This window comes from Microbispora bryophytorum, assembly GCF_006874465.1.
In the GTDB taxonomy this organism is placed as follows: Bacteria; Actinomycetota; Actinomycetes; order Streptosporangiales; family Streptosporangiaceae; genus Microbispora; species Microbispora bryophytorum.
Genome location: NZ_VIRL01000002.1, coordinates 484,375 through 509,935 on the forward strand (window position 1 = coordinate 484,375; position 25,561 = coordinate 509,935).

General features: G+C 72.6%; 31 protein-coding genes and 1 riboswitch. Of the genes, 23 read left to right on the top strand and 8 right to left on the bottom strand.

The features are described from left to right. Positions 1 to 28 precede the first annotated feature (28 nt). Positions 29 to 1,048, bottom strand: a complete 1,020-nt coding sequence (locus FLX07_RS06540; RefSeq protein ID WP_142568541.1) for an ABC transporter permease — start codon at positions 1,046 to 1,048, stop codon at positions 29 to 31. A gap of 341 nt (positions 1,049 to 1,389) precedes the next feature. After that, positions 1,390 to 1,541, top strand: a riboswitch (FMN riboswitch). A 132-nt stretch (positions 1,542 to 1,673) separates the two neighbouring features. On the opposite strand from FLX07_RS06540, the gene ribD reads away from it, so the two are divergent. The 6 genes from ribD to FLX07_RS06570 all read left to right on the top strand — a co-directional run bounded on the left by ribD (position 1,674) and on the right by FLX07_RS06570 (position 6,658). After that, positions 1,674 to 2,924 carry a bifunctional diaminohydroxyphosphoribosylaminopyrimidine deaminase/5-amino-6-(5-phosphoribosylamino)uracil reductase RibD gene (gene ribD, locus FLX07_RS06545; RefSeq protein WP_229689640.1) on the top strand — a complete coding sequence of 417 codons (1,251 nt, stop codon included), beginning with the start codon at positions 1,674 to 1,676 and terminating at the stop codon, positions 2,922 to 2,924. Next, positions 2,925 to 3,533 (top strand): riboflavin synthase, encoded by a 609-nt coding sequence (locus FLX07_RS06550; RefSeq protein WP_142568543.1) that lies wholly within the window; start codon positions 2,925 to 2,927, stop codon positions 3,531 to 3,533. Positions 3,534 to 3,606: 73 nt separating this feature from the next. After that, positions 3,607 to 4,242, top strand: a complete 636-nt coding sequence (locus FLX07_RS06555; protein WP_142568545.1) for a nicotinamide mononucleotide transporter family protein — start codon at positions 3,607 to 3,609, stop codon at positions 4,240 to 4,242. Beyond that, positions 4,239 to 5,498, top strand: a complete 1,260-nt coding sequence (locus tag FLX07_RS06560; RefSeq protein WP_142568546.1) for a bifunctional 3,4-dihydroxy-2-butanone-4-phosphate synthase/GTP cyclohydrolase II — start codon at positions 4,239 to 4,241, stop codon at positions 5,496 to 5,498. Before FLX07_RS06555 ends, FLX07_RS06560 begins: the two co-directional genes overlap by 4 nt. 43 nt (positions 5,499 to 5,541) lie before the next feature. After that, a complete protein-coding gene (ribH, locus tag FLX07_RS06565) occupies positions 5,542 to 6,036 on the top strand; it encodes a 6,7-dimethyl-8-ribityllumazine synthase (protein ID WP_142568548.1) in 495 nt (164 codons plus the stop codon). Between the two features lie 172 nt (positions 6,037 to 6,208). Then, positions 6,209 to 6,658 carry a PH domain-containing protein gene (locus tag FLX07_RS06570; protein ID WP_142568550.1) on the top strand — a complete coding sequence of 150 codons (450 nt, stop codon included), beginning with the start codon at positions 6,209 to 6,211 and terminating at the stop codon, positions 6,656 to 6,658. Positions 6,659 to 6,795: 137 nt separating this feature from the next. Here FLX07_RS06570 and FLX07_RS06575 read toward each other — a convergent pair whose 3' ends face one another. The 6 genes from FLX07_RS06575 to FLX07_RS06600 form a co-directional block, all read right to left on the bottom strand. Then, positions 6,796 to 7,989 carry an LLM class flavin-dependent oxidoreductase gene (locus FLX07_RS06575; protein WP_142568552.1) on the bottom strand — a complete coding sequence of 398 codons (1,194 nt, stop codon included), beginning with the start codon at positions 7,987 to 7,989 and terminating at the stop codon, positions 6,796 to 6,798. Beyond that, positions 7,986 to 8,981, bottom strand: a complete 996-nt coding sequence (locus FLX07_RS06580; RefSeq protein WP_142568554.1) for an ABC transporter substrate-binding protein — start codon at positions 8,979 to 8,981, stop codon at positions 7,986 to 7,988. Before FLX07_RS06580 ends, FLX07_RS06575 begins: the two co-directional genes overlap by 4 nt. Continuing rightward, the gene (locus FLX07_RS06585; protein ID WP_373292517.1) at positions 8,978 to 9,733 is read right to left on the bottom strand and encodes an ABC transporter ATP-binding protein; all 756 of its coding nucleotides are present in this window, start codon (positions 9,731 to 9,733) and stop codon (positions 8,978 to 8,980) included. The genes FLX07_RS06580 and FLX07_RS06585 overlap by 4 nt, the downstream gene beginning before the upstream one ends. 20 nt (positions 9,734 to 9,753) lie before the next feature. Continuing rightward, positions 9,754 to 10,611, bottom strand: a complete 858-nt coding sequence (locus FLX07_RS06590) for an ABC transporter permease (protein ID WP_142568557.1) — start codon at positions 10,609 to 10,611, stop codon at positions 9,754 to 9,756. A 203-nt stretch (positions 10,612 to 10,814) separates the two neighbouring features. Further along, positions 10,815 to 11,405 (bottom strand): hypothetical protein, encoded by a 591-nt coding sequence (locus FLX07_RS06595; RefSeq protein WP_223852709.1) that lies wholly within the window; start codon positions 11,403 to 11,405, stop codon positions 10,815 to 10,817. A 465-nt stretch (positions 11,406 to 11,870) separates the two neighbouring features. Further along, positions 11,871 to 12,158: a hypothetical protein gene (locus tag FLX07_RS06600; RefSeq protein WP_142568559.1), complete on the bottom strand. Its 288-nt coding sequence runs from the start codon at positions 12,156 to 12,158 to the stop codon at positions 11,871 to 11,873. Positions 12,159 to 12,659: 501 nt separating this feature from the next. On the opposite strand from FLX07_RS06600, the gene FLX07_RS06605 reads away from it, so the two are divergent. From FLX07_RS06605 to FLX07_RS06620, 4 genes are all read left to right on the top strand, one after another. Further along, positions 12,660 to 12,905, top strand: a complete 246-nt coding sequence (locus FLX07_RS06605; protein ID WP_142568561.1) for a hypothetical protein — start codon at positions 12,660 to 12,662, stop codon at positions 12,903 to 12,905. Beyond that, on the top strand, positions 12,902 to 13,180 hold the full coding sequence (locus FLX07_RS06610; protein WP_142568563.1) for a maleylpyruvate isomerase N-terminal domain-containing protein: 279 nt from the start codon (positions 12,902 to 12,904) through the stop codon (positions 13,178 to 13,180). The genes FLX07_RS06605 and FLX07_RS06610 overlap by 4 nt, the downstream gene beginning before the upstream one ends. Before the next feature lie 12 nt (positions 13,181 to 13,192). Next, a complete protein-coding gene (locus FLX07_RS06615) occupies positions 13,193 to 13,462 on the top strand; it encodes a DinB family protein (protein WP_142568565.1) in 270 nt (89 codons plus the stop codon). Between the two features lie 87 nt (positions 13,463 to 13,549). Next, positions 13,550 to 13,828, top strand: a complete 279-nt coding sequence (locus tag FLX07_RS06620; protein WP_142568567.1) for a DUF4031 domain-containing protein — start codon at positions 13,550 to 13,552, stop codon at positions 13,826 to 13,828. Between the two features lie 14 nt (positions 13,829 to 13,842). Here the strand turns inward: FLX07_RS06620 and FLX07_RS06625 are convergent, their stop codons facing one another. Continuing rightward, positions 13,843 to 14,457, bottom strand: coding sequence for an HD domain-containing protein (locus FLX07_RS06625; RefSeq protein ID WP_142568568.1), 615 nt, complete (start codon positions 14,455 to 14,457; stop codon positions 13,843 to 13,845). An 81-nt stretch (positions 14,458 to 14,538) separates the two neighbouring features. Between FLX07_RS06625 and FLX07_RS06630 the strand changes: the two genes are divergently transcribed. The 13 genes from FLX07_RS06630 to FLX07_RS06690 all read left to right on the top strand — a co-directional run bounded on the left by FLX07_RS06630 (position 14,539) and on the right by FLX07_RS06690 (position 25,521). Beyond that, complete coding sequence (locus FLX07_RS06630; protein ID WP_142568570.1) at positions 14,539 to 14,859, top strand: ArsR/SmtB family transcription factor; 321 nt, start codon at positions 14,539 to 14,541, stop codon at positions 14,857 to 14,859. A gap of 108 nt (positions 14,860 to 14,967) precedes the next feature. After that, positions 14,968 to 15,870: an AAA family ATPase gene (locus FLX07_RS06635; RefSeq protein ID WP_142568572.1), complete on the top strand. Its 903-nt coding sequence runs from the start codon at positions 14,968 to 14,970 to the stop codon at positions 15,868 to 15,870. Then, complete coding sequence (locus FLX07_RS06640; RefSeq protein ID WP_308424398.1) at positions 15,863 to 17,044, top strand: vWA domain-containing protein; 1,182 nt, start codon at positions 15,863 to 15,865, stop codon at positions 17,042 to 17,044. The genes FLX07_RS06635 and FLX07_RS06640 overlap by 8 nt, the downstream gene beginning before the upstream one ends. Beyond that, complete coding sequence (locus tag FLX07_RS06645; protein ID WP_142568574.1) at positions 17,037 to 18,137, top strand: XdhC family protein; 1,101 nt, start codon at positions 17,037 to 17,039, stop codon at positions 18,135 to 18,137. The genes FLX07_RS06640 and FLX07_RS06645 overlap by 8 nt, the downstream gene beginning before the upstream one ends. Next, on the top strand, positions 18,134 to 18,706 hold the full coding sequence (locus tag FLX07_RS06650) for a nucleotidyltransferase family protein (RefSeq protein ID WP_142568576.1): 573 nt from the start codon (positions 18,134 to 18,136) through the stop codon (positions 18,704 to 18,706). Before FLX07_RS06645 ends, FLX07_RS06650 begins: the two co-directional genes overlap by 4 nt. Positions 18,707 to 18,783: 77 nt before the next feature. Continuing rightward, a complete protein-coding gene (locus tag FLX07_RS06655) occupies positions 18,784 to 19,584 on the top strand; it encodes an SAM-dependent methyltransferase (protein ID WP_142568579.1) in 801 nt (266 codons plus the stop codon). Positions 19,585 to 19,729: 145 nt separating this feature from the next. After that, entirely contained in the window at positions 19,730 to 20,764 is a 1,035-nt protein-coding gene (locus tag FLX07_RS06660; protein WP_142568580.1) for an LLM class F420-dependent oxidoreductase, read from the top strand. 59 nt (positions 20,765 to 20,823) lie between these two features. Then, the gene (locus tag FLX07_RS06665; protein WP_142568582.1) at positions 20,824 to 21,885 is read left to right on the top strand and encodes a M24 family metallopeptidase; all 1,062 of its coding nucleotides are present in this window, start codon (positions 20,824 to 20,826) and stop codon (positions 21,883 to 21,885) included. Positions 21,886 to 21,910: 25 nt separating this feature from the next. Then, positions 21,911 to 22,471, top strand: a complete 561-nt coding sequence (efp, locus tag FLX07_RS06670) for an elongation factor P (protein ID WP_142568585.1) — start codon at positions 21,911 to 21,913, stop codon at positions 22,469 to 22,471. Position 22,472: 1 nt separating this feature from the next. Then, complete coding sequence (gene nusB, locus FLX07_RS06675; protein ID WP_142568587.1) at positions 22,473 to 22,883, top strand: transcription antitermination factor NusB; 411 nt, start codon at positions 22,473 to 22,475, stop codon at positions 22,881 to 22,883. A 103-nt stretch (positions 22,884 to 22,986) separates the two neighbouring features. Then, positions 22,987 to 23,709, top strand: coding sequence for a methyltransferase domain-containing protein (locus FLX07_RS06680; RefSeq protein WP_142568589.1), 723 nt, complete (start codon positions 22,987 to 22,989; stop codon positions 23,707 to 23,709). A gap of 42 nt (positions 23,710 to 23,751) precedes the next feature. After that, complete coding sequence (locus tag FLX07_RS06685; protein WP_142568591.1) at positions 23,752 to 24,996, top strand: DNA polymerase IV; 1,245 nt, start codon at positions 23,752 to 23,754, stop codon at positions 24,994 to 24,996. Positions 24,997 to 25,143: 147 nt separating this feature from the next. Then, positions 25,144 to 25,521: a DUF3040 domain-containing protein gene (locus tag FLX07_RS06690; protein ID WP_142568593.1), complete on the top strand. Its 378-nt coding sequence runs from the start codon at positions 25,144 to 25,146 to the stop codon at positions 25,519 to 25,521. Positions 25,522 to 25,561 lie beyond the last annotated feature (40 nt).

Here is a 25,561-nt window from a genome sequence, read left to right on the forward strand (position 1 = left end):
TCCTTCCTATGGGGGAGAGCGCGTGTGGTCAGCGCTTTGTCTTGGGGTCGAAGGCGTCGCGGATGGAGTCCCCGAGCAGGTTGAAGGCGACGACGAAGATCAGCATCGACACGCCGGGGAACAGGAGGTAGGTCACGTCGGAGTGGTAGACGTTCGCGCCCACCTGGAACATCCGGCCCCAGTCGGGGGTGGGTTCGGTCATGCCGACGCCGAGGAAGCCCAGGCCCGCCTCCGCGCCGACGTACAGCGGGAGCGCGAGTGTGGCCTGGATGATGATCGGCGTCCAGAGGTTGGGCAGCAGCTCCTTGAAGATCACCCGTGCCGGCGACGCACCGGTGACGCGGGCGGCCTCCACGAACTCACGAGCCCGCAGCGACAGCACCTGGGAGCGCAGCAGGCGGGCGATCGTGGCCCAGCCGAGGACGGTGAGGACGACGCAGATGGACACGTATCGCAGCCAGACCGGCGTCTCCTCCTCGGGCAGCACGAACGCCGCCTCGACCACGGGGAGGAAGACGATCAGGAAGAGCTGCGAGGGGAAGGCGAGCAGCGTGTCGATGACCCGCCCGATCACGTAGTCGGTCTTGCCGCCGATGTAGCCCGAGGTGATGCCCATCGTGATGCCGACGATCGTGGAAACGACGGTCACGATCATCGCGATACTCAGCGAGGTGCGGATGCCGTACACGAGCTGCGTGAACACGTCGCGGCCCAGGCCCGGCTCAAGGCCGAACCAGAAGTCGCCGCTCACGCCGCCGTTGGGCGCGATCGGGTAGCCGAAATCGTTGAGCAGACCTGGCTGGTTCTGGCCGTAGGTCGTGTACGGATCCTTGCCGTACAGCGCCGCGATCACGGGAGCCAGCAGCGCGATCAGGAAGAAGGCGATCACGATGATCGCCGAGGCCATGCCCGTCTTGTCGCGCCGGAAACGGCGCCACATGAGCTGGCCGGGCGAGCGGCCGACGACGGCGGGACCGGAACCGGCCGTGGCCGCGGTGTCCGCGGACTCCGCGGCGGCGTCGGTCGCGGTCGAAGGGGGGAACGTCATGGTGCGGTGCTCCCGGATGGACCATTAACGATCGGAAGAGATCCGACTATAGGGAACCCTGGCAACTAATTTTGCAGGGGTCAATCACTTGAGGCGGGCAGTTCGCCACTTGCTTGCTTCGTTGTGCAAAGTAAATCACCTTGTGTCCTGCGACTGCATTGACCTCGGTATACGCGGCAGGGAACACTCCTTATTACACAAATGCTTTTGTGTCACAGCTTTGTGACACAACCCGCACACGCCTGAGACCAAACCGGATCGGGAAACCTGTGTGCCGCAGATCACCACAATCCCGCCCTACGGCCACGAGTCGGGCGCGGCTACACTGACGGGTAGCAGAGCAGCGTGCTCCGGGGTCGGTGTAATTCCGAACCGGCGGTGACACCCCTGTCTTCAGGGGTGACAGTCCGCGACCCGGCCGAAGCCATCGGCCGGTGGACCTGGTGAGATTCCAGGACCGACGGTGAAAGTCCGGATGGGAGGAAGCGCGCGAGCGGGTGGCCGTGGTGCCGCCGGACGGCCGTGTGGCCGCACCGGCAGCGAGGCCGTCCGTGCAGGTGATGCGAGGCCGCATCCCGAACGATCCCCGGGGCCCGCCGTAGACAACGGCGAGAGGAAGACCGGGGTGACCTCAGGGGACATCCTTCACATGCGGCGCGCGATCGCGCTCGCCGCCCGGGGCCTGGGCGGCACCAGCCCCAATCCCGTCGTCGGCTGTGTGATCCTCGACCCGTCGGGCGAGGTCGCGGGGGAGGGCTTCCACGCCTACGCCGGCGGCCCGCACGCCGAGGTCGTGGCGCTGCGCGAGGCCGGCGAGCGAGCCAGGGGCGGCACGGCTTACGTGACGCTGGAGCCGTGCAACCACACCGGCAGGACCGGCCCCTGCTCCGGCGCCCTCCTGGAGGCGGGCGTGGCCCGGGTCGTCGTCGCCGTCTCCGATCCCAACCCGAAGGCCGCGGGCGGCGCGGCCGTTCTGCGGCGGCACGGCGTCGTGGTGGACGAGGGCGTGCTGGCCGCCGAGGCCGAGGAGGTCAACGCCGCCTGGCTGACCTCCGTGCGGGCCCGCAGGCCGCATGTGACCTGGAAGTTCGCCGCCACCGTGGACGGCCGCTCGGCGGCCGAGGACGGCACGAGTCAGTGGATCACCTCGCCAGAGGCCAGGGCCGACGTGCACCGCCTGCGGGCCGAGAGCGACGCCGTCGTCGCGGGAATCGGCACCGTGCTGGCCGACGACCCCCGGCTGACCGTCCGGCTGACCGCCGGGCTCACAGCCGGGCTCACCGCCGGCGTCCCCGCCCCCTCACGCGCGGCGCCCGTGCTGCGTGTGGTCGTGGATTCGGGCGCCCGCACCCCGGCCGCCGCCCGTGTTCTGGACGGCGAGGCGCCGACGCTGGTCGCCGTGGCCGAGGACGCGGCCGTGCCCGCCCACCTGTCCCCCCACGCCGTACGGCTCCCGCGCGTCCCCGGCGGGATCGACCTGCGCGCCCTCCTGGCCGAGCTGCACGACAGGCAGGTCGTGAGCGTGCTGATCGAAGGCGGGCCCACCCTCGCCGGCGCCTTCCTCCGTGAGGGCCTGGTCGACCGGGTCGTCGGCTACCTCGCCCCGGCGCTGCTGGGGGCGGGGGCGGCCGCGCTCGGCCCCGCGGGCGTCTCGACGATCACCGAGATCCACCGGCTGGAGTTCGCCGAAGTCACTCCCGTCGGGCCGGACCTCAAGCTGGTCCTGCGTCCGAAGTCCCCTGTGTCGTCAACCCCGGTGCCGCCGCACCCTGCTTCATCGCACCCCGTGCCGCCACCCCCTGTGTCCTCCACCCCCGGGTCTCCCGCCCCTGTGCCTTCGGAGTCCTCCGGCCCGCAGTCCCCTAAGGAGAGCTGAATGTTCACCGGAATCGTCGAGGAGCTCGGCGAGGTCGTGGCACTCGAGGCGCAGGGCGACTCCGCGCGCCTCACGGTGCGCGGCGCGGTCGTCACGGCCGACGCCGGGCACGGCGACTCGATCGCCGTCAACGGCGTCTGCCTCACCGTCGCCGGCGCCGAGGCGGACTCCTTCACCGCCGACGTGATGAAGGAGACCCTCGACCGGTCCTCGCTCGGGGCCCTGCGCCCCGGCTCACGGGTCAACCTGGAGCGCGCCGTACGGGCCGACCAGCGGCTCGGAGGGCACATCGTGCAGGGCCACGTCGACGGGACCGGGCAGGTGCTGTCGCGCGAGCCCGGGGAGCACTGGGAGGTCGTGCGGTTCTCGCTGCCCGCGAACCTCGCCCGGTACGTCGTGGAGAAGGGCTCGATCGCGGTGGACGGCGTCAGCCTCACCGTGGCCGGCGTGACGGACGACTCCTTGTCCGTCAGCCTGATCCCCACCACCCTCGAACTCACCACGCTCGGCCGCAAGCAGCCGGGCGAGCCGGTCAACCTCGAGGTGGACGTGATCGCCAAGTACGTCGAGAAGCTCACCGCGGCGACCGCCAGGGGAGCCTCGGCATGAGCGAGCGTAGCGAGCGAATCAATAGGCACAGCGTCTGGCGCATGCCACTCCGAGCCGAAGGCGAGGAGGTGGCATGAGCTGGACCGACGCGGCGGCCTTCTACGCGTTCGGCAAGCCCGTGCTGTGGACCGACCTGGTGGGCAACGTGTGCGCGCTGGGCACGGTCTGGCTCGCGATCAGGAGGACGATCTGGACCTGGCCGGTGCAGTTACTCGGGTCGGCGCTGCTGTTCGTGGCGTCGGTCAGCGCGCACATCACCGGCAACGCGCTCAAGCAGGCGCTGTTCGGCGTCCTGGCGGTCTACGGCTGGGTGAGGTGGACGCGCGGCATGCGCGGCGGCGCGGAGCTGCCGATCCGCTCGGCGCGCGTCCGGGAGCGCGTGGCGCTCGTCAGCGTCATGATCGCCGGGACGGTCGCGGTCGCGCTGCTGTTCGTCCTCCTCAACTCCCGGGGCTGGAAGATCTCCTGGGCGCCGTGGCCCGACGCGTACATCTTCGTCGGCAGCGCGGTCGCCACCTGGGCGCAGGGCAGAGCCCTGGTCGACTTCTGGATCATCTGGGTCGCCGTGGACCTCGTGGGGGTTCCGCTGGCGTTCAACTCCGGGCTCGTGGTTTCCGGCCTGGTCTACGGAGTGTTCTTCGTGATGGTGTTGATCGGGTTCCGCGGCTGGCTGCGGCAGTCGCGCGAGTTGCGGGCGGTGACCGCGTGAGCGAGATCAGGCTGGACCCGATCGAGCGGGCCGTCAACGACATCAGGGACGGCAGACCCGTCGTGGTGGTGGACAACGAGAACCGCGAGAACGAGGGCGACCTCATCTTCGCGGCGTCGAAGGCCACGCCCGAGCTGGTCGCCTTCATGATCCGCTACACGAGCGGCGTCATCTGCGTGGGCACGGAGGGGGCCACGCTCGACCGGCTCGGCCTGCCGCTGATGGTGCAGGACAACCGCGAGCGTCTGCGCACCGCGTACACGATCAGCGTGGACGCCAGGGACGGCGTGACGACGGGCATCTCCGCCGCCGACCGGGCCAAGACGATCAGGACGCTGTGCGACTCGGCCACCGAGCCGTACGAGCTGGTCCGGCCGGGCCACATCTTCCCGCTGCGCTACCGCGAGGGCGGCGTGCTGGCCCGGCCTGGGCACACCGAGGCGTCGGTGGACCTCGCCAGGCTCGCCGGGCTGACCCCGGCCGGCGCGCTCGCCGAGATCGTCAACGACGACGGCACGATGGCGCGGCTGCCCCGCCTGCGCGAGTTCGCCGACGAGCACGACCTCGCGCTCGTGTCGATCGAGCAGCTCATCGAGCACCGCCGCAGGTCCGAGCGGATGGTCACCCGGGTCGCCGAGACGCGCATCCCCAACCGCTACGGCGTCTGGCGGGCATACGGCTACGCCAGCGCGCTGGACGGCGGCGAGCATGTCGCGCTGGTGTACGGCGACATCGACGACGGCGAGAACGTGCTCGTCCGGGCGCACTCGGAGTGCCTCACCGGCGACGTGCTCGGCTCGCTGCGCTGCGACTGCGGCGTGCAGCTCGACACCGCGATGCGCATGATCGCGGAGAAGGGGCGCGGCGTGATCGTGTACCTGCGCGGCCATGAGGGGCGGGGTATCGGCCTGCTGGCCAAGCTGCGCGCCTACAGCCTGCAGGACAACGGCAGCGACACCGTCGACGCCAACCTGGAGCTGGGGCTGCCGGTGGACGCCAGGGAGTTCTCCAACGCCGGGCAGATGCTCGCCGACCTCGGCGTGAAGTCGGTGCGGCTGCTGACCAACAACCCGGCCAAGGTGCGGGGCATGGATGGGTACGGCATCAAGGTCCTGGGCCGCGAGGCCATGCCGGTGGCGATGAACCCGTACAACGAGAGGTATCTCACCGCCAAACGCGACCGGCTCGGCCACGAGATCTCGGGCGGCGTCCCCCGCGACATCCACGGCGAGCACTTCGGCAAGGAGGCCTCATGAACGGGCGCATCAGCACTTCGGGTGGTCATACGAGGAGGAACGCATGAGCGGTGAGGGACGGCCGGACGCGGCGGCGGTGGACGCGGGCGGGCTGACCGTCGGCATCGTCGCCGCCCGGTGGCACGAGGAGATCACCGACCAGTTGCTCGCGAGGGCGGAGCGGGCCGCGCGGGACAGCGGCGCGGCCGTGGTCACGGCCCGCGTGGCCGGGTCGCTGGAGATCCCGGTGGTCGCGCAGGCCCTGGCCCGGCGCTACGACGCCGTCGTTGCGCTCGGCGTGGTGATCCGGGGGGACACGGCCCACTTCGACTACGTCTGCGACTCGGTGACCGCCGGTCTGACCAGGGTCGCGCTCGACGAGTCGACCCCGGTGGGCAACGGGGTGCTCACCTGTGACACCCTTGATCAAGCGGTCGAGCGGTCCGGCGTGCCGGGCAGCAAGGAGGACAAGGGGTATGAGGCGACGATCGCCGCCCTGGAGACCGCCCTCCTCCTTCGCGGCCTCGCCTCGCCGGCCGGCCTCGCCCGATCCTCCTAGCCGCAGCCCTCGCATCCGCAGCCCTCGCATCCGCGGCCCACGCACACGCAGCCCTCGCATCCGCAGCGCCGAGCCGGGAAGACTTGATTGGTGATCTCGCAGTATCCGCCCGCGGCCCCGCGGGCCCGGCACGCCGTACGCCCCCGCGCCGTGTCCACTCGCGGGGGCCGTCATGCCTGAGAGCACGCCTCCGCTGCCGGTCACCTGGCGTCCCCGCATCACGACGATCATGGCGTACGGCATGGCGGCGGTGATGGTGATCGGCTCGGTCCTGCTGGCCGTCGGCCTGCCGGAGCAGTTCAAGCTCCCCGACCGGCTGGGCATGGTCGCCTTCGGCCTGGCGGTGGCGTGCGTGCTGCACCTGCTCGGCCGCCTGCGGGTGCGGGCGGACGAGCAGGGGATCACGGTCGTGAACCCCCTGCGGGTCCACCGCTTCGAGTGGGCCGAGGTGCTGGACGTCACCATGGTGGAGGGCGACCCCTGGCCCAAGCTGGACCTCGCCAACGGGCTCAGCCTGGGCGCGATGGGCATCCAGAGCACCGAGCGGGAACGATCGCGACGGGCGGTGGCCCAGCTCACCGCCCTCATCCGCGAGCACGGCGAGGCCCCCGACCGCCTGTGACGCGGCGGGGGCGGCCGGGGCGGCACGGGTGGCCAGGGCGGCACGGCACCGACACGGCACCGACACGGCACCGACGCGGCACCGACGCGGCACCGAGATGGCACCGACGCGGTGCGCGCGGGTGCCCCGGTGCGCCGTCAGGCGCTCAGCCGTACCGGATCGCCGGCGCCGAGCAGGCCCCGCCGGCGCAGCTCGGGCAGCACGCCCTCACCGAACCAGAAGGCCTCCTCCAGGTGCGGGTATCCGGACAGGACGAACTCCTCCACGCCGAGTGAGGCGTACTCCTCGACGAGGTCGGCGACCTCCGCGTGGCTGCCGACGAGCGCGGTGCCCGCGCCGCCCCGCACCAGGCCGACCCCCGCCCACAGCCCGGGGTGGATCTCCAGGTCCCTGACCCTGCCGCCGTTGCGGCCCCCGTTGAGGTTCCCGTCGCGGCCGTCGTTGAGGTTCCCGTTGCGGCTCCCGTGGAAGCCCTCGTGGAGCGCGAGCATCCGCTGCTGCCCCACCGACTCGCTGCGGGCCAGGACGGCCCGCGCCGACGCGATGTCCTCGGGGGAGATCTGGTCGAGCAGCCGCCCGGCCTCCGCCCACGCCTCCTTGGAGGTGTCCCTCGTGATCACGTGCAGGCGGATACCGAAGCGCAGCGTGCGGCCCTCGGCGGCGGCCAGCTCCCGCATCCAGTCGAGCTTGGCCGCGACCTGGGACGGCGGCTCGCCCCAGGTGAGGTAGACGTCCACGTGCCGGGCGGCGACCGGGCCCGCGGCGGCCGAGGAGCCGCCGAAGTACAGCTCGGGCACGGGGTCGGGCCGTTCGGCGACCGTCGCCCCCTCGACGTCGTAGTAGGCGCCGGTGAAGTCGAACGGCCCGTCCCACGCGCCGCGCACGATCGACAGGAACTCGGCGGTCCGCGCGTACCGCTCGTCCTTGCCCAGGTGGTCGCCGAACCGCCGCTGCTCGGCCGCCTCCCCGCCGGTCACGACGTTCAGCAGCAGCCGGCCGCCGGAGATCCGCTGGTAGGTGGCGGCCATCTGCGCCGCGAGCGTGGGGGACAGCACCCCGGGACGGAACGCGACCAGGAACTTCAGCCGGGTCGTCACCTGGGTCAGCGCGGCGGTGACGAGCCAGGCGTCCTCGCAGTAGGTGCCCGTGGGGGTGAGCACGGCCTCGAACCCCACCTGCTCGGCCGCGCGGGCCACCTGGGCGAGGTAGTCGATCGTGGGCGGCCGGAACGCGGTGGCCGGAGACCGCCCGTGCGCGCGGCGCAGGCCGTGCCCGCCGCCGGTTATCGCTCTGCCGTCGCCCGAGGTGGGCAGGAACCAGTGGAATTTCATTGCTGCGCCTTCCTGACGACGTCGTTGAAGCGGTCGTCCACGAACTGGGAGAACGTGATGGTGCCCGGCACGAGGCCCTCGGCGGTGAACGCGTCGGCGATCTCCTGTTCCGAGGAGACGACCGACTCGTCGATCACGACGGGGGTGGCGACGGCGTTGGCCACGGCCGCGTCCGCTACCTCGATCGGCAGGCCGGTCTCCTGCGCCCACACCTGCGCCCACTCGTCCAGGTGGGTGGCGGCCCAGTTGCGCGCCTTTCCCAGCCGGGTGAGGAAGTCGCCGATCGCGGTTCGCCTGCCCGCGTCGTCGAGCGCGGCGGGAGCGGCGACCTGGAAGCCCAGGCCGTTGACGAGGCCCGCGCCGTCGACCAAGAGCCGGGCCTTGTGCTGGATCTCGGCCTGGGAGGTGAAGGGGTCCCAGATGGCCCAGGCGTCGACGGTGCCGGACGAGAACGCCGCCAGGGCGTCGGCGGGCTGGAGATACTGCGGCTGGATGTCCTTGAAGGTCAGGCCCTCCTTCTTCAGGACCGCCAGCAGGTGGTAGTGGGCCGAGCTGCCCTTGGCGACCGCGATCTTCTTACCCTTGAGCTGGGCGGGCGAGGTGATCGCGGACCCGCCGGGGACGAGGATCGCCGATCCCTTGGCGCTCTGCCGGTACGCCGCCACGATCTTGATCTTCGAGCCGGACGCGGCGGCGAAGACGGGCGGGGTGTTGCCCACGCCGCCGATGTCGACCGCGCCCGCGTTGACCGCCTCCAGCAGCGGCGGCCCAGAGGTGAACTGCGACCACGTGATCGCGTAGGAGGTGCCGTCGAGCAGCCCGGCGGCCTTGAGCAAAGCCTGCGACCCGGCCTTCTGGTCGCCGACCCGGAGAGTGACGCGGTCCGTGGCCTGTCCGTCCTTCCCCCCGGACGCGCCCTGTCCCGTCCCGGCGCAGGCCGTGGCGGCGGACGCCAGGGCGATCAGCAGCGCGACGAGCGCTCTCCTGGTCATGCGGGTCCTTCCGGGGTGACGCCCAGCGCGGACAGCAGGGCCGCGCGCAGGGTGAGCAGGTCGGGGTGGTCGCGGTGCCGGGGGCGCGGCGCGGTGACGGTCCATTCGTGTGCGACGCGCCCGCCGTCGAGCACCAGGATCCGGTCGGCCAGCAGCAGCGCCTCGTCCACGTCGTGGGTCACCAGCAGCACGGCCGGGCCGTGCGCCGCCCACAGGTCGAGCACCAGTCGGTGCACGGTGATCCGGGTCAGCGCGTCGAGCGCGCTGAACGGCTCGTCGAGCAGCAGCAGCCCCGGGTCGCGGACGAGCGCGCGGGCCAGGCTCGCCCGCTGCGCCTCGCCGCCGGACAGCGTCAGCGGCCAGGCCCGCGCCCGGTCGGCCAGGCCCACCTCGGCCAGCGCCGCGTCCGCCCGGCCGGTCGGGTCGGGTGCGGCCAGGCCGAGCGTGAGGTTGTCGCGCACCCGCTTCCACGGCACCAGCCGGGGCTCCTGGAAGGCCACGGCCACCGAGCCGTCCACCTCCAGGCCGCCCTCGGCCTCCTCGTCCAGGCCGGCGAGTGCGCGCAGCAGCGTGGACTTGCCCGAGCCGCTGCGGCCGAGGAGCGCGACGAACTCGCCGCGCGAGATCGTCAGGTCGAGGCCGTCGAGCACCGTACGGTCGCCGAAGCGCCGGGTGAGCCCGCGCACGGTGGCCAGTGCGGCCTCCGCCGGCTGTACGGCGCCCGGGGCGTGCGCACCCACGGGGACATCCACGGGGACATCCACGGGGACGCTCACCGGGACAGGAACTCGCGCCGCCATACCAGTGCCCTCCTTTCCAGGAGCCGGACCAGGGCGTCGGTGAGCAGGCCGAGCGCGCTGTAGACGAGCAGGCCGACCACGATCACGTCGGTGCGCAGGAACTCCCGCGCATCGTTGATCATGTAGCCGAGGCCGGCGTCGGCGTTGACCTGCTCGGCCACGATCAGCGCCAGCCAGGCCACCCCGAGGCTCTGCCGCAGCCCGACGAGCGTCTGGGGGAGCGCGCCGGGCAGCACGATGTGCCGCACGAGCGCGGTCCGCCCGAGCCTGAGCGTCCGGGCGACCTCGGCGAGCTTGCCGTCCACGCCGCGGATGCCCGCGAACGTGTTGAGATAGAGCGGGAAGGAGACGGCGAGCGCCACCAGCAGCACCTTGGGCGTCTCCCCGATGCCGAACCAGAGGATGAACAGCGGGATCAGCCCGAAGAAGGGCAGTGCCCTGAGCATCTGCATGAGCGGGTCGACGGCGTTCTCGCCGGGCCGGCTCAGCCCGGCGACCAGCGCGAGGCCGACGCCCGCGACCGCTCCGGCGGCGAAGCCGAGGAGCACCCGTTCGAGGGACACCGCGATCGCCGTGGGCAGCGTTCCCGAGCGCACCAGGTCGAGCGCGGTCACGGCGATCTGCGACGGGGCGGCGAGCAGCCGGGCGGGCAGCAGCCCGAGCGCGCTGGCGAGCTGCCACAGCAGCACGACAGCGAGCGGGCTGACCCACCGGTGCCACCCCCTCCGCGGGCCGCGGGCCCCGGCGGAGCGGAGCTGCGGCCGGGGACGCGGTTGGGGATCCGCCCGGACCGCGCCTCTCAACTCGCTACGGAGTTCGACGACGGACATGGACACACCTCGCAGTCGATGACGAAGGATTCGCCACCAGGGTTACCTGTATTTCCTACCAAGTCAATAGGTTTACGAACCGGGCTCGTCGTACGAACCGGGCTCGTCGTACAGGCCGGCTCGCCAGCGGCGGGTCAGGGGTGACCGGTGGCCCGGCCGGTGCGCGGGACGCCGGCCGGGCCCGCGGCCGTCTTACACGGCGGTCAGCTCACGCCCGGGATGGAGACGTTCTGCTCCTCGAACTTGTAGCCGGTCTTCGCGGCGTCGCGCTGCAGGCCGTCCATCGAACTCTTGCCGGCGTCGACGTCGGCCGCCGTGACGGTGCCGTTCCGCAGCTTGCCGGTCAGTGCGGAGAACTGGTTGCTCACGCCCTCGACGGCTTTGCACAACGTCGGATTGGCCGCGGCGAAGCCCCTGGCGACCTTCAGCTGGTGCAGGGCGAAGGCGCCGGCGATCACTGCCTTGGCGATCGTGCGCTTGCGTTTGTCGGCTCCGGCCTTGAAGCCGCCGCTGCGCAGCGGCTTGTAGACATAGCGGTGGAAGGCGCCGAGCGCGAGACCCGCGTGCAGCGCGAACCGGGTCTTGGCGAATTTCTTGGCGTTGCCGCCGGTCGGGCACGGCGAGCTGTACTCGCTGTCGGCCGCGGTCGGCGTGACGCGCGCCGCCGGGCCGGCCGCGGCGGCGTTCCCGGAGGCCGGGGCGGTGGTCGTGCCGCCGCAGCCGACGAGCAGCGCCATCGTCAGCACGGCCGCCGCCGCGAGCGCGGTCAGGGATCGAACAGTTCGTCCAGCCATCGTTTCCCCCTGTGAACCAGTGGATCGTGTGGACCTTGTGGTTGAGCGGCGGCGCACCCGGCCCGTGCACCGTCTCGCGCACCCGGCCCGTGCACCGGCCCGTGCGCCGGGTGGCGTGCCGAATCAGGGCCGTCGCGGGTGGGTGATCGGCGCCCATCGCCGCGCCGCTCACGGGGTCGCGGATGTCGCGGGGCCGTGCCGGCCCTCCTCCGTGAGGGCGTCCTGGACGACGGTTGCCGTCCGGGTGGCGTCTATGCGGGCTTTTGCCGGGTCGGGGCGATTTCCATGCCGTGCCCGGAGGGACATTTTGGGGCCGCCGCACGATTGGCATGGCGAAAGCACGCAAGGCGCTGTGAATTCGCCGGAAAATGCGGCCCGTCGAGATCCGGCGCCTCGTGCGGACGTAGATCCCGCGTCAGCGGAAACCGGAGGCGGGACCATTCGGGAGCCGGCCCGGTCCGTCATTCATCGATCCATGCCAATCGCCGGATCGGGAATCGCATCGGATTTTCCCTGGATCATCCGCGTGGCGGGTGCTGGGCTGGACGCCTCCGGCCAGAAATTCGGACAATGAGCGAGAAGCGAAACAATTCGCCGCACCGCGGCTTGATCGACAGGGAGAACGGCCATGCGAGGTGGACGACTCAGCATGATCGCCGGCTCGGCGCTCCTCGGCGCGATCGCGCTCTGGCCGGCCGCGGCGTCCGCGGCGTCGGCGTCGGCGCCGGCGAGCGTCAGTGGCGCGGCCGTCACACAGGCGGATCCCGGCAATTCCTATGTGAAGCCGAAGCCGCCCCGGTGCACCTACCGATGCACGAACCACCGTAAGTTCAAATGCTGTCCCAAGTGCACGCGGATAAAGGGGAAATGCTAGGGAGTGGATGCGGGCGTAGATCGCCGCGGAACGGGGAGCCGGTGCACATCGCGGTGGCCCTTGCGTGACCCACCGCCTCTCCTCGGCCGTCCGGCGCTCGAGTGTGACCGGCCCGGTTTTCGCCGGTCACATTCGCCTGATGGCAGGGCGAGAAACGAAGGTCGTGAAATCGGCCGTATGCCCGGACCCGAGGAGGAGGGGCGTCGCGGCCCAACCCCCAGGGCCGCGGTGATGCGGGCGATGCAGGCGCGCAGGGGACCGGCCAGGTCGCCGATCGCGGTGGCGCCGCGCGAGACGCCCCGAGGGTAGAGGGCGCACAGTTCCTCGCCGGGAAGCACGTCGACGCCGCGATCGAGCTCGGCGCCGCCGACCTGGTGGAGGTGCTGCGCGGGCCGGACTGGTGCGGCGCCGTCGCCGTCGCCGAGGGCCCCGCCCACCTGCTCGAAGAGCTGGACTACGCCCCTCTCGTGATCGCACCCGAAAAGATCATCTGTGTCGGGCAGAACTACCGCAACCACATCCTCGAGAGGGGGCGCGAGCTGCCCTCGCATCCGACCATCTTCGCCAAGTACAGCCGCGCGCTGATCGGCGAGTGCCGCAACGTCTGCCGGCGGGAGAAGGCGTGACCGCGCGCGCGCTGGCCCGGGTAGAAGAGGGCACCGCCCTGTTCGAGAACACACTGGGCGGGATCGGCGACGCCGGTCTCGACGAGCCCTCGGCGCTGCCGGGCTGGCGCCGCCGCGAGGTCGTCGCGCACGTCGCCTGCAACGCCGACGCCCTGGTCAACCTGCTCGGCTGGGCGCGCACCGGGGTGGAGAACCCGATGTATTCCTCACCGCGGCAGCGGACGGCCGACATCGACGCGGGCGCCGCGCTGCCGGCCGGCGACCTGCGCGCGTGAGCCTGCGCGACTTTGCCCGCGGACCTGCTCCGGGCGCTCGCCGCGGACGCCGTCGCCGGGCTCTCCGGCAACGCGGAGGTCCCACTCGTCACTCTCACCGCCGCCGACACCGGCGACCGATTCGAGCTAGGCATGCGGGAAAGCTGCCCGCCGCCGGCGGCGACGGTGCCTGTGACGGCGACGGTGCCGGTGCCGGTTCACGGGGAGCTGGCGGAGGTCACGGCCTACCTGCTGGGGCGTCCCAGCGTGGTCGCCGGGCCCCCGCTGCCGGGCTGGCTCTGATCGCCGGTACGCGTCGCCGTGGCGGAAGCCCGCTGCCACGGCGGCGCTCCGGGGACGGCTAAGCTCGCGTCGAACGGGGAGGGGTGCATGGCGGTGCTGATTGACCGGCCGAACTGGCCGGGGCCTCGCGGCCTGCTGTGGTCCCACCTGGTCAGCGACTCCTCGCTGGAGGAGCTGCACGCGTTCGCCCGCCTGCTCGGCGTGCCCGTACGGGCCTTCGACCGGGACCACTACGACGTGCCGGAGACGGTCTACGACCGGGCCGTGGTCCTCGGGGCCGAGCCTGTCGGCAGCCGGGAGCTGGTGCGGCGGCTGACGGACGCGGGCCTGCGCCGGCGGAAGACCCGGTCGGAATCTACGTTGTAAAGGCTCCCGGCGTCTCAGAGGCCGGCGAGCTCGGCGGCGATGTTCTCGCGTGCCCGCCGCTCCCACAGGTCCCGGCCCACCGGGGTGCCGAACAGGCGGGCCTTGCCGAGGAACCCGCGCAGCACCCCGGCCCGTCCGGCCCTGAAAGCCGCGTCCGGCACGTGCCGGTACTCCTCGCGCACGGCCCTCCTGTACGCCTCGTAGGCGCCGGGCGGCGCCGCGAGGATCGCCAGGTCGGCGTCGCACAGGACGGCCGCGTTCATGTCGCCGGGCTCGTAGGAGTGCCCCGCCGTGACCCGCACGAGCCGGGCCACCTCCCGCACCCGCTCCGCGGGCAGGCCGCAGGCGGGCAGCCGGGACTGCGCGAGCTGGGCGCTGCGTTCCTCGTCCCCTCCCGGCCGTCCGTCGTAGACGGCGTCGTGGAACCACGCGGCCAGCCGTACGGCGTCGGCGTCGGCGGCCTGGGCGGCGAGCGGCTCGATCGCGGCCAGGACCGCCCGCAGATGGGCCGTGGTGTGGTAGCGCCGGTGCGGTTGCGCCCAGCGGGCCTCCAGCTCGGCGGCGAGGGCCCGCCCGGCCGGCGAGCCGGTGAGGCAGCCGGGCCGGGGCAGGCTCCGATCGTCGGTCATGGTGCCGAATCCTAAAGAGCCCGCCCACGAACAGGGCCGCGATCAGCGCGGGGTGCCTGATCGTTCAACTATTATGGAACTATGCCTGGAGCCCGGGACCTACCGCACCCCGACGCCGCGACCCTGGTGCTGACCGACGTGCTGTTCGCGCTCAGCGACCCCTCGCGGCTGGCGCTCGTGCGGCGGCTCGCGCAGGGCCCGCTGGAGGTGGCGGCGTGCCAGCCCACCGGGGGAGAGGTGCCGAAGTCGACGCTGTCGCACCACCTGAGGACCCTCCGCGAGGCCGGTGTCGTCCGCAACGTCCCGGAGGGCCGGCAGCGGTACGTGAGCCTGCGCAGGGAGGACCTGGACGACCGCTTCCCCGGCCTGCTGGACGCCGTGCTGGGCGGGAACGGGGAGTAGAACCCGGGCGGATCTGTGCGATCGTGGCGACGCGGCCCCCTGTGACACGCCCGGCTTTGGTGGATTCGGCCAGAGCCTTGCGGAACAGTCGCCACGTACCCTGTCCGTGTGCTGCGGCGGACGACCACGGTCTCTGACATCGACGCGCCGGCGAGGCTGGCGGAGCTGCTCGACCACCACGACTACCTGGCCGACGAGGGCGTGACGACCGCGGCCTATCTCGCCCTGAAGATGGGTCGGCCGCTGTTCCTGGAAGGCGAGGCGGGCGTCGGCAAGACCGAGCTGGCCAAGACGCTGGCGGCGATTTTGGGCGCGCCGCTGATCAGGCTGCAGTGCCACGAGGGGCTCGACGCGGCGCAGGCGCTGTACGACTGGGACTTCCCGCGTCAGCTCCTGCACCTCAAGGCGGCCGAGGCGGCCGGCAGGGCCGACGTCGCCGCGCTCGAGGGCGAGATCTACGACCGGCGGTTCCTCATCGCCAGGCCGCTGCTGCGGGCCCTGGAGACGCAGCCCGGCGTGCTGCTCGTGGACGAGATCGACCGGGCCGACGACGAGTTCGAGGCGTTCCTGCTTGAGGTGCTGTCCGACTTCACGATCACGGTGCCGGAGATCGGGACGATCAGCGCGGCGACTCCGCCGGTCGTCGTCCTGACCTCCAACCGGACCCGCGAGGTGCACGACGCGCTCAAACGGCGCTGCCTGTACCACTGGCTGGAGCACCCGGGGTTCGACCGGGAGGTGGCGATCCTGCGGCGGCGCCTGCCCGCGTGCGCGGAGCGGCTCGCGGCCGACGTGGCGCGGACGGCGGGCCGGATGCGCGAGGCCGGCCTGGTCAAGCCGCCGGGCATCGCGGAGACCCTCGACTGGGCCGAGGCACTGCTCACGCTCGGCGCGGTGGAGCTCGATCCGGCCCTGGCCGCCGCCACCCTGGGCGCGGTGCTCAAGCACCGGGAGGACCAGGAGACCGTCCGGGCCCGGAGGCTGCTCACGCCGGACGGCGGCCGTGGCTGACCGGGGCGGGGGCGGACGCCGTCCGGGCCTGCTCGCGCCGCCCGGTCCCGAGCCTGTCGCGGTGCTGACGGGGTTCGCCCGGACGCTGCGGGCGGCGGGGGTCGCGGCCGACCACCATCGCACCCAGAGCTTCCTCGCGGCGCTCGGCCACCTCGACGCGGCCGACGGGCGGAACGTCTACTGGGCGGGGCGTCTCACCCTGTGCGCCGGGCCCGACGACCTGCCGCGCTACGACCGCTGCTTCGCGGCCTACTTCTCCGCCGGCTTCCCCGCGCCGCGCCGTGTGCGCGCGACGACCGTGTCCGTGACCCGTCCGGTGGCGGCGCCCGGCGCCGGTGGGGAGCGGGAGACGACGGGCGAGCCGGGCGCGCCCCCGGCCACGGCGAGCGAGATCGAGGTGCTGCGGCACCGGGACGTGGCGCGGATGAGCGAGGCCGAGCGGCGGGAGGCGCACCGCCTGCTCGCGTTGCTGCGCGGCGCGCGGCAGCCGCGCAGGTCGCGGCGTCACCGCCCGTCGCGTCACGGCGGCGCGACCGACGCGCGCCGCACGGTCAGGGAGATCCTGCGGCACGGCGGGGAACCGGCCCGGCTGCGCCGGCGCGTGCGCAGGCAACGCCCGCGGCGGGTCGTCCTGCTCGTGGACGTCAGCGGCTCGATGGCCGCCTACGCCGACACGCTGCTGCGCTTCGCCCACGCGCTGGTGCGCGCGGAGCCGGGGGCGACCGAGGTGTTCAGCGTGGGAACCCGGCTCACCAGGATCACGGCCGGGCTGCGCCACCGCGACCCCGGCCTCGCGATGGACGAGTGCTCGGCGGCGATCCCGGACTGGAGCGGCGGCACCCGGCTGGGGGAGGAGGTGCGGGCGCTGCTGCGCCTGCCCGATCCCCGGGGCGCGATCGTCGTGATCGCCTCCGACGGGTGGGAACGGGGCCCGGCCGACCTGCTGGGCGCGCAGATGGCCCGGCTGTCCCGGGTGGCCCACCGCGTCGTGTGGGTCAACCCGCACAAGGGCGACCCGGCGTACCGGCCGCTGACCGCGGGCATCCGCGCGGCGCTGCCGTACGTCACGGATTTCGTCGCCGGGCACAGCCTGGCCGCGTACGAGGACCTGGCCGCGCTGCTGGCCGGCGACCGGCCCGCGCGGGCTGTGAGGAGGGGAGGGGCCGATGCGTGACGTGCTGGACCAGGTGATGCGCTGGTGGGGGCAGGGGCGGCGGTTCGGCCTCGCCACCGTCGTCGGCACCTTTCGCAGCGCGCCGCGCCCGCCGGGGGCGGCCATGGCCGTCCTCGACGGCGAGGTGGCCGGCAGCGTGTCGGGCGGCTGCGTCGAGGGAGCGGTCTACGAGCTCGCCGCGCAGGTCGTCGCCACCGGGACGCCGGTGCTGCAGCGGTACGGCGTGAGCGGCGACGACGCCTTCGCGGTCGGCCTGACCTGCGGCGGGATCATCGACGTGTTCGTGGAGCCGGTCTCGAAGGAGGACTATCCGGAGCTGGGGGAGCTCGCCGCGGACGTGGCCGCGCGGCGGCCGGTCGCGGTGGCCACGATCATCGCCGGCCCCGGTCGCCTGGGGGCCCGCCGCCTGGTCTGGCCGGACCGGGCGGCGGGCTCGCTCGGCTCGGCCCGGCTCGACGACGAGGTGGACGACGACGTGCGCGGCATGCTCGCGCAGGGCCTGACCGGCGTGCGGCGCTACGGCCCCGAGGGCGAGCGGCGGCTGGACGACCTTGGGGTGTTCGTGCGGTCGTTCGCGCCGCCGCCGCGCATGCTGGTCTTCGGCGCGATCGACTTCGCCGCGGCCGTCGCGCGGATCGGCCGCTTCCTCGGCTACCACGTGGTGGTGTGCGACGCGCGGCCGGTCTTCGCCACGGCCAAGCGGTTCCCGGAGGCCGACGAGGTCGTGGTGGCCTGGCCGCACGATTATTTGGCCAGCGCCGAGGTCGACGAGCGCACCGTGATCTGCGTGCTCACCCACGACCCGAAGTTCGACGTGCCGCTGCTGGAGGCGGCCCTGCGCACCCCCGCGGCGTACGTCGGGGCGATGGGGTCGCGGCGCACGCACGCGGACCGGCTGGCGCGGCTGCGCGAGGCCGGCCTGACCGAGGACGAGCTGGCCCGGCTGAGGTCGCCGATCGGGCTCGACCTCGGGGCGCGCACGCCGGAGGAGACGGCCGTGTCGATCGCGGCCGAGCTGATCCAGCTGCGCTGGGGCGGCAGCGGCAGGTCGCTCACCGAGACGTCGGGCCGCATCCACGGCGAGTCGCGGTGAGCGGTGCGGCGGTCGCCGGGCTGCTGCTGGCCGCCGGTGGCGGCAGCCGGTTCGGCGGGCCGAAGGCGCTGGTGGAGTTCGAGGGGGAGCGGCTGGCCGACCGCGGGGTGCGGCTGCTCGCCGAGGGCGGATGCCGGCCGGTGCTGATCGTGGTCGGGGCGGCCGACGTGCCGGTCGCCGGCGCGGTCGTCGTGCGCAATCCCGGCTGGGCGACCGGCATGGGGTCGTCGCTGCGGGCCGGGCTGCGCGCGCTCCCGCCGGCCGCCCCCGCGCTGGTGATCGCGCTGGCCGACCAGCCGCTGGTGCGGCCCCAGGCGGTGCGCCGGCTGATCGCGGCGTTCGAGGCCGGCGCCCGCGTCGCCGCCGCGGCGTACGGCGGGACGCCGCGCAATCCGGTGCTCATCGCCCGCGAGCACCTGGCGGAGGTGGCCGCGCTCGCCGAGGGCGACGTGGGGGCGCGGCCCTTCCTGCGCGCGCACCCCGAACTGGTCACGGCCGTGCCCTGCGACGACGTGGGCGACCCCGCGGACATCGACACCCCCGCTGACCTGCGCCGACTCCATAAGTGATAATTCGCCCGATTCGCCGCTCTTAGTGGGCTCCGTCACAATGATCGGAAAAACAGTCCGGCCGAGCGGAGCGTGTCATGACGAAGCAGGCGCCCGGCGGGTTCGACGTCACTCAACCCAACGTCGCCCGCATGTACGACTACTACCTGGGCGGCAAGAACCACTTCCCGGCCGACCGGGCGGCGGCCGAGCGGATCATCGAGCTGTCCGATGGGCACGTACGGGAGGCCGTGCTTGAGAACCGCGCGTTCCTCGGCCGGGCCGTGCGCTACCTGGCGGCCGAGTGCGGCATCCGCCAGTTCCTCGACCTCGGCGCCGGGCTGCCGACGCAGGGCAACGTCCACGAGATCGCGATGAAGGAGGCCCCCGACGCGCTCGTGACGTACGTGGACAACGACGCGGTGGTGGCGGCGCACGCGCGGGCGCTGCTGGAAGGCGATCCGCGTGTGCGCTTCCTGCTGGGCGACCTGCGCAGCCCCGAGGAGATCCTCGCCGCGGCGTCGGAGAGCGGTCTCAGCTTCGAGCGGCCCGTCGCGCTGCTGATGGTGGCCTGCCTCCACTTCGTGCCGGACGAGGAGGACCCGGAGGGGATCGTCGCGGCCTACCGCGAACTGCTCCCCTCCGGGAGTGTCCTCGTCATCTCGCACGCCTGCTCCGACCCCGTCCCGGAGGCGATGGCCGCGGCGGGCGGCGTGTACGGCAGGGCCAACGCGCCCTTCGAGGCCAGGCCGGCGGCGCGGATCGCCGGGTTCTTCGACGGGTTCGACATGGTCGAGCCCGGAGCGGTCCCGCTGAACGAGTGGCGTCCCGAGCTCGACGCGCTGCCGCTGCGCGGCGGCTTCCTGCCGGTGCTCGGAGGCGTCGGACGCAGACCCTGACGGCGGGCATGCCCGTCCGCCTGATGCGGCGCTCCGGACACCGCTCCGTCCGAGCGCATCTTGTCGGTCGCGGCACTAGCCTTGGGACCCGAATACGGAACATCATTCGGTTACTGGCGGGTTCACGCGTGGAAGGACGAAGCGGATGCGGATCGGGATGGCCCTCAACTACTCGGGGGGCTTCAAAGAGACCGTCGCCGAGCTGGCCGACTACGAGAAGGCCGGGCTCGACATCGTGTTCGTGGCCGAGGCGTACAGCTTCGACGCCGTCAGCCAGCTCGGATACATCGCGGCGAGGACCGAGCGGCTGCAGATCGCCTCGGGCATCCTGCCCATCTACTCGCGCACACCGGCTCTGCTGGCCATGACGGCCGCCGGCCTCGACTACGTCTCCGACGGGCGGTTCACGCTCGGCATCGGCTCCTCGGGCCCGCAGGTCATCGAGGGCTTCCACGGCGTGCCGTACACCGCGCCGCTCGGCCGCACCCGCGAGGTCATCGAGATCTGCCGCAAGGTCTGGCGGCGCGAGCGGCTGCAGTACGCGGGCAAGCACTACACGCTGCCCCTGGAGGGCGGCACCGGCCTCGGCAAGCCGCTCAAGCTGATCAACCACCCGGTGCGCGAACGCGTCCCGATCGTGATCGCGGCCATCGGGCCCAAGAACGTGCAGCTGGCCGCCGAGCTGGCCGAGGGCTGGGAGCCCATCTTCTTCGTGCCCGAGAAGGCCGGCGACGTGTGGGGCGCCTCGCTCGCCGCCGGGCGGGAGCGCCGCGACCCCGCGCTCGGCGAGCTGGACGTGATCGCCCAGGCCATGCTGGCGATCGGCGACGACACCGGCGACATGCTGGAGCTGGGCCGTTCCATGGCCGCCCTCTACATCGGCGGCATGGGCGCCAAGGGGAAGAACTTCTACAACGACCTGGCCCGCCGCTACGGCTACGAGAAGGAGGCCGAGCGGATCCAGGACCTCTACCTGGAGGGCAGGAAGAAGGAGGCCGAGGCGCTGGTGCCGATGGAGCTGCTGGAGCGCATGTCCCTGGTCGGTCCCGAGGGGCACGTCAGGGAGCGGCTCGCCGCGCTGCGCGAGGCCGGCGTCACCACGCTCAATGTCGCCCCCATGGGCCGCACCCACGAGGAGCGCGTCAAGCTCATCGAGAAGATCCGCGACCTGGCCTCCTGAGCCGTCCGGCGGCGCGGGGGACCGTCCGGCCCGCGCCGCGTGGGCGTAGAGTCCCGGGCGTGACGCACACATCCCGCCGCGCGCGGCTGGCCGAGGCGCTGCGCGAACACGAGGCGGCGGCTGTCCTCGTGACCTGGCCGGTCAACGTCCGCTACCTGACCGGCCTGGCGAGCTCCAACGCCGCCGTGCTCGTCACCGCGACGGGCGAGGCCGCACTCGCCACCGACTCGCGCTACCTGGAGGCGGCGCGGGCGGTGTGCTCGGGCGTCGAGGTGATCGAGGACCGCGACGTGGCGGGAGCCCTGCTCAAGCGGGGGCAGGGCGCGGCGCGGGTCGCGGTGGAGGCCGACCACATGCCGGTGGGGCTGTTCCAGCGGCTGGCCGCCGAGCATGCGGGCCTCGTGCCGGTCGGCGGTCTCGTGGAGGCCGTCAGGGCCGTGAAGGACGAGGGGGAGATCGCGGCGCTGCGGCGCGCCTGCGCGATCACCGATGAGGCGTTCTCCCTGGTCGTGGAGCGCGTCGCCCCCGGCGTCACCGAGCGGGAGATCGCCCGGTGGCTGGAGGCCGCCATGGTCGAGCTCGGCGCCGACAAGCCGGCCTTCGACTCCATCGTGGCGAGCGGCCCCAACGGCTCGATCCCGCACCACTCGCCCTCGGACCGGCCGGTCGGGCGGGGCGACCTGGTGACCATGGACTTCGGCGCCCGCTACGACGGCTACCACGCCGACATGACCCGCACGGTCGCGGTGGGCCCGCCCGCGACGTGGCAGCGCGACCTCTACGACCTCGTACGGCAGGCCCAGCGGGCCGGCCGCCACGCCGTACGGGCGGGGGCGACGGCGCACGAGGTGGACGCCGCGGCGCGCGACGTGATCGCGGAGGCGGGTCACGCCGAGCGGTTCGGCCACGGGCTGGGCCACGGAGTCGGCCTGGAGATCCACGAGCTGCCGTTCCTGGGCCCTGGCAAGACCGGTAGACTAGAGGATCGAGTTCCGATCACCGTCGAGCCGGGGGTTTATCTTCCGGGCAGGGGCGGTGTGCGCATCGAGGACACGCTGGTGACGCGTGGTGACGGGCCGGAGCTTCTCACACTGACGACCAAGGAGCTGCTCGTCCTGTAGGGCAGCCGCACGCGGGAGACTCTACGTGGCGACGACGAACGACCTGAAGAACGGACTCGTGCTCAAGCTCGACGGCGGGGAGCTGTGGACCGTTGTCGAGTTCCAGCACGTCAAGCCGGGTAAGGGCGGTGCGTTCGTCCGCACCAAGCTCAAGAACATCATGTCCGGCAAGGTCGTCGACAAGACCTTCAACGCCGGCGTGAAGGTCGAAGTGGCGAACGTCGACAAGCGGGACATGCAGTACTCCTACCTCGACGGCGACGACTTCGTCTTCATGGACACCGAGACCTACGACATGGTCAACATCCCGCGCGAGGTGGTGGGCACCGCCGCCAACTACATGCTGGAGAACACGACCGCGACGATCGCCTTCAACGAGGGCAACCCGCTGTACGTCGACCTCCCGGCGGCCGCCGAGCTGACGATCTCGCACACCGACCCGGGCCTGCAGGGCGACCGCTCCACCGGCGGCACCAAGCCCGCCACCCTGGAGACCGGCGCCGAGATCAAGGTCCCGCTCTTCATCACGACCGGTGAGAAGGTCAAGGTCGACACTCGCACCGGCGAGTACCTCGGTCGGGCCTGACGTGTCGGCCCGGGGGAAGGCCCGCCGCCGCGCGCTGGACGTCCTCTTCGAGGCCGAGGCCCGGCAGTTGAGCCCGCTCAACGTGCTCGCCGAGCGGGTGGAGCGGGCGGACCCGCCGGTCAACGAGTACACCTCCTTCCTCATCGAGGGCGTGGTCCGGCACCTGGACCGCATCGACGAGCTGATCTCGACGTACGCCGAGGGCTGGACTCTGGAGCGCATGCCGGCCGTGGACCGCAACGCCCTGCGCGGCGGCACCTACGAGATGCTGTGGTCGGAGGAGGTCCCGGAGGGCGTGGTCATCAGCGAGTGGGTGCACCTGGTGGCGGAGCTGTCGACCGACGAGTCGCCGCAGTTCGTCAACGGGCTGCTGGCTCGCTTCAAGCAGCTCAAGCCCTCGCTTTCGCTCTGACCCCAGGGCCCTCGGTCCTCGACGCCGGCCCTTGGCAGTGCCGAGAGGCCGGCGGTTCCGAGAGGTCGACAGTTCGTTCGAGAGGCCGACAGGGAGGCCGCAAGTGCGTGACGCCACACGCCGCGCCGTCGTCTGGGAGGCGCTGCGCGCGCTCCTGGCCGAGCGGACGGCCGCCACCGGGCGCGACACGCTCGACATCGTGGACGCGGGCGGCGGCACGGGCGGCTTCGCCGTGCCGCTGGCCACGCTCGGACACGCCGTGACCGTGGTCGACCCCACCCCTGATTCGCTGGCCGCGCTGGAGCGCCGCGCCGCCGAGACGGGCGTCGGCGTGAAGGGCCTGCAGGGCGACGCCGCCGACCTCGGCGACCTGCTGGATCCCGGCAGCGCCGACCTGGTGCTGTGCCACAGCGTGCTGGAGTACGTCGAGGACCCGGCGGGCGCGCTCGGCGCGGTCGGCGGCATCCTGCGGCAGGGCGGCGTGGTGAGCGTGCTGGCCGCCAACTCGGTCGCCGCGGCCGTCCACCGCTCGCTGGCCGGCAACTTCGACGAGGCGCGCCGGGTGCTGTCGGACCCGGCGGGCCGCTGGGGCGACCGCGACCCCACGCCGCGCCGCTTCTCCCGGGAGACGCTGGGCGCGCTGCTGGCCGGCGCCGGGTTCACCGTCGGCGAGGTGCACGGCGTGCGGATCTTCGCCGACCTCGTCCCGGGCATGCTGGCCGACAGCGACCCCGAGGGCCTCGTCGCGCTGGAGCGGGCGGCGGCGACCCATCCCGTGCTCCGCGACGTCGCCACCCAGATCCACGTCATCGCCTACCGCCAGTAGAAAAAACGTTCGGGTAGCACGGTGGTCGGGTAGGGTGACCTCATGTCCCGGAACCAGCTGCTGCCTCGGGATCCGTCGCCACCGCCGGACGGTCCGGTCGACGACAGCGGCTGCCCCATCCTGCACGTGGACATGGACGCCTTCTACGCCAGCGTCGAGCTGCTCGACCGCCCGGAGCTGCGGGGCACCCCGGTCATCGTCGGCGCCACCGGCGTGCGCGGGGTCGTGCTGAGCGCCACCTACGAGGCCCGCAGGTTCGGGGTCCATTCGGCGATGCCGATGACCCGGGCCCGGCGCATCTGCCCGCAGGCCACGGTCATCCCGCCCCGCCACGCCATGTACGCCGAGGTGTCCCGCGGCGTCATGGAGATCTTCAAGGCGGTCACCCCCGAAGTGGAGCCGATCGCCTCCGACGAGGCGTTCCTCGACGTCGGCGGGGCCCGCCGCAGGCTCGGCAGCCCGGCGGCCATCGCCCGGATGATCCGCGCCCAGGTCGCCGAGCGGCACGGCATCACCTGCTCGGTGGGGGTGGCGAGCACCAAGTTCGTGGCCAAGCTCGCCTCGCGCCAGTGCAAGCCCGACGGCCTGCTCGTGGTCCCGGCCGACCGGGTGGTGGAGTTCCTGCACCCGCTGCCCGTCGCCGCTCTGTGGGGGGTGGGAGAGCGCACCGAGCAGGCCCTCGTACGGCTCGGCATCCGCACCGTGGGGGATCTGGCCCAGGTGCCGGCGGCGACCCTCCAGCGCGAGTTCGGCGCCGTCGGCGCGCATCTGGCGGCCCTGGCCTGGGGGCGCGACGAGCGCCGGGTGGTGCCGCACGCGCCCGACAAGAGCATCGGCAACGAGGAGACGTTCCCGCACGACGTCGACGACCCCGCGACGATCAGGCGTGAACTGCTGCGGCTGTCGGAGCGCGTGGCCGCGCGCCTGCGGGCCGGCGGGCACGTCGGCCGCACGGTCAGCGTCAAACTCCGCCGATCCGACTTCACGACCATCACCCGGTCGCGTACGCTGCGCGAGGCGACCGACGTCGCGAAGGAGATTTTCGACACATCATGCGAGCTCTACGAGGCCGCCGGGCTGGAGCGGGTGCGGTTGCGGCTGGTCGGCGTGCGCATGGAGAACCTGATCCCGGCCGCCGCCGCGACGCGTCAGCTGGGGCTGGGGGAGCGGGAGACCGGCTGGCGGGAGGCCGAACAGGCCATGGACCGGGCGGCCCGCCGCTTCGGTCCGGACGCGGTGAAGCCGGCATCGCTTGTTCGTCGTCCGTTTGGTCCAATAGGTCCATGACGTCACCTCCGGTTTGGACCGCGTTGGACGTTTTCTTTCGCCTACGTCTGAGGCCTCGTATTCTGGGGATAACCGACCGCGAGGTTCGGACACCCCGTGTCGTCCGTTGCCGTCTTCCCCTGAATGGGGCCGTCCTTGGGAGGCGCCGTGCCGCTATCTGAGCACGAGCAGCGCTTGCTCGACCAGATCGAGCAGGCCCTCTATGCCGAGGACCCGAAGTGGGCGAACACCGTACGGATCAGCGATCCGCGCAGCCACTACAAGCGCCGCCTGGTGAAGGCCTCCATAGGCTTCGCACTCGGCGTGGTCCTGCTGATGGTCGGCGTCGTCGCGGCCCAGATCTGGCTCGGTGCCGCCGGCTTCGTGGTCATGCTGGCCACCTGCCTGTGGGGCCTGTCGAGCTGGAAGCGCATGAACGGGTTCGGTGACTCCCCGCCGTCCCGCGAGCGCGGCCGCCGCCCCCAGCGCCAGAGCTTCATGGAGCGAATGGAAGAGCGCTGGCGCCGCCGCCACGACGAGCACTGATCCCCATCTGAATCACCGCCCCCCATCCGAGGCAACGCCG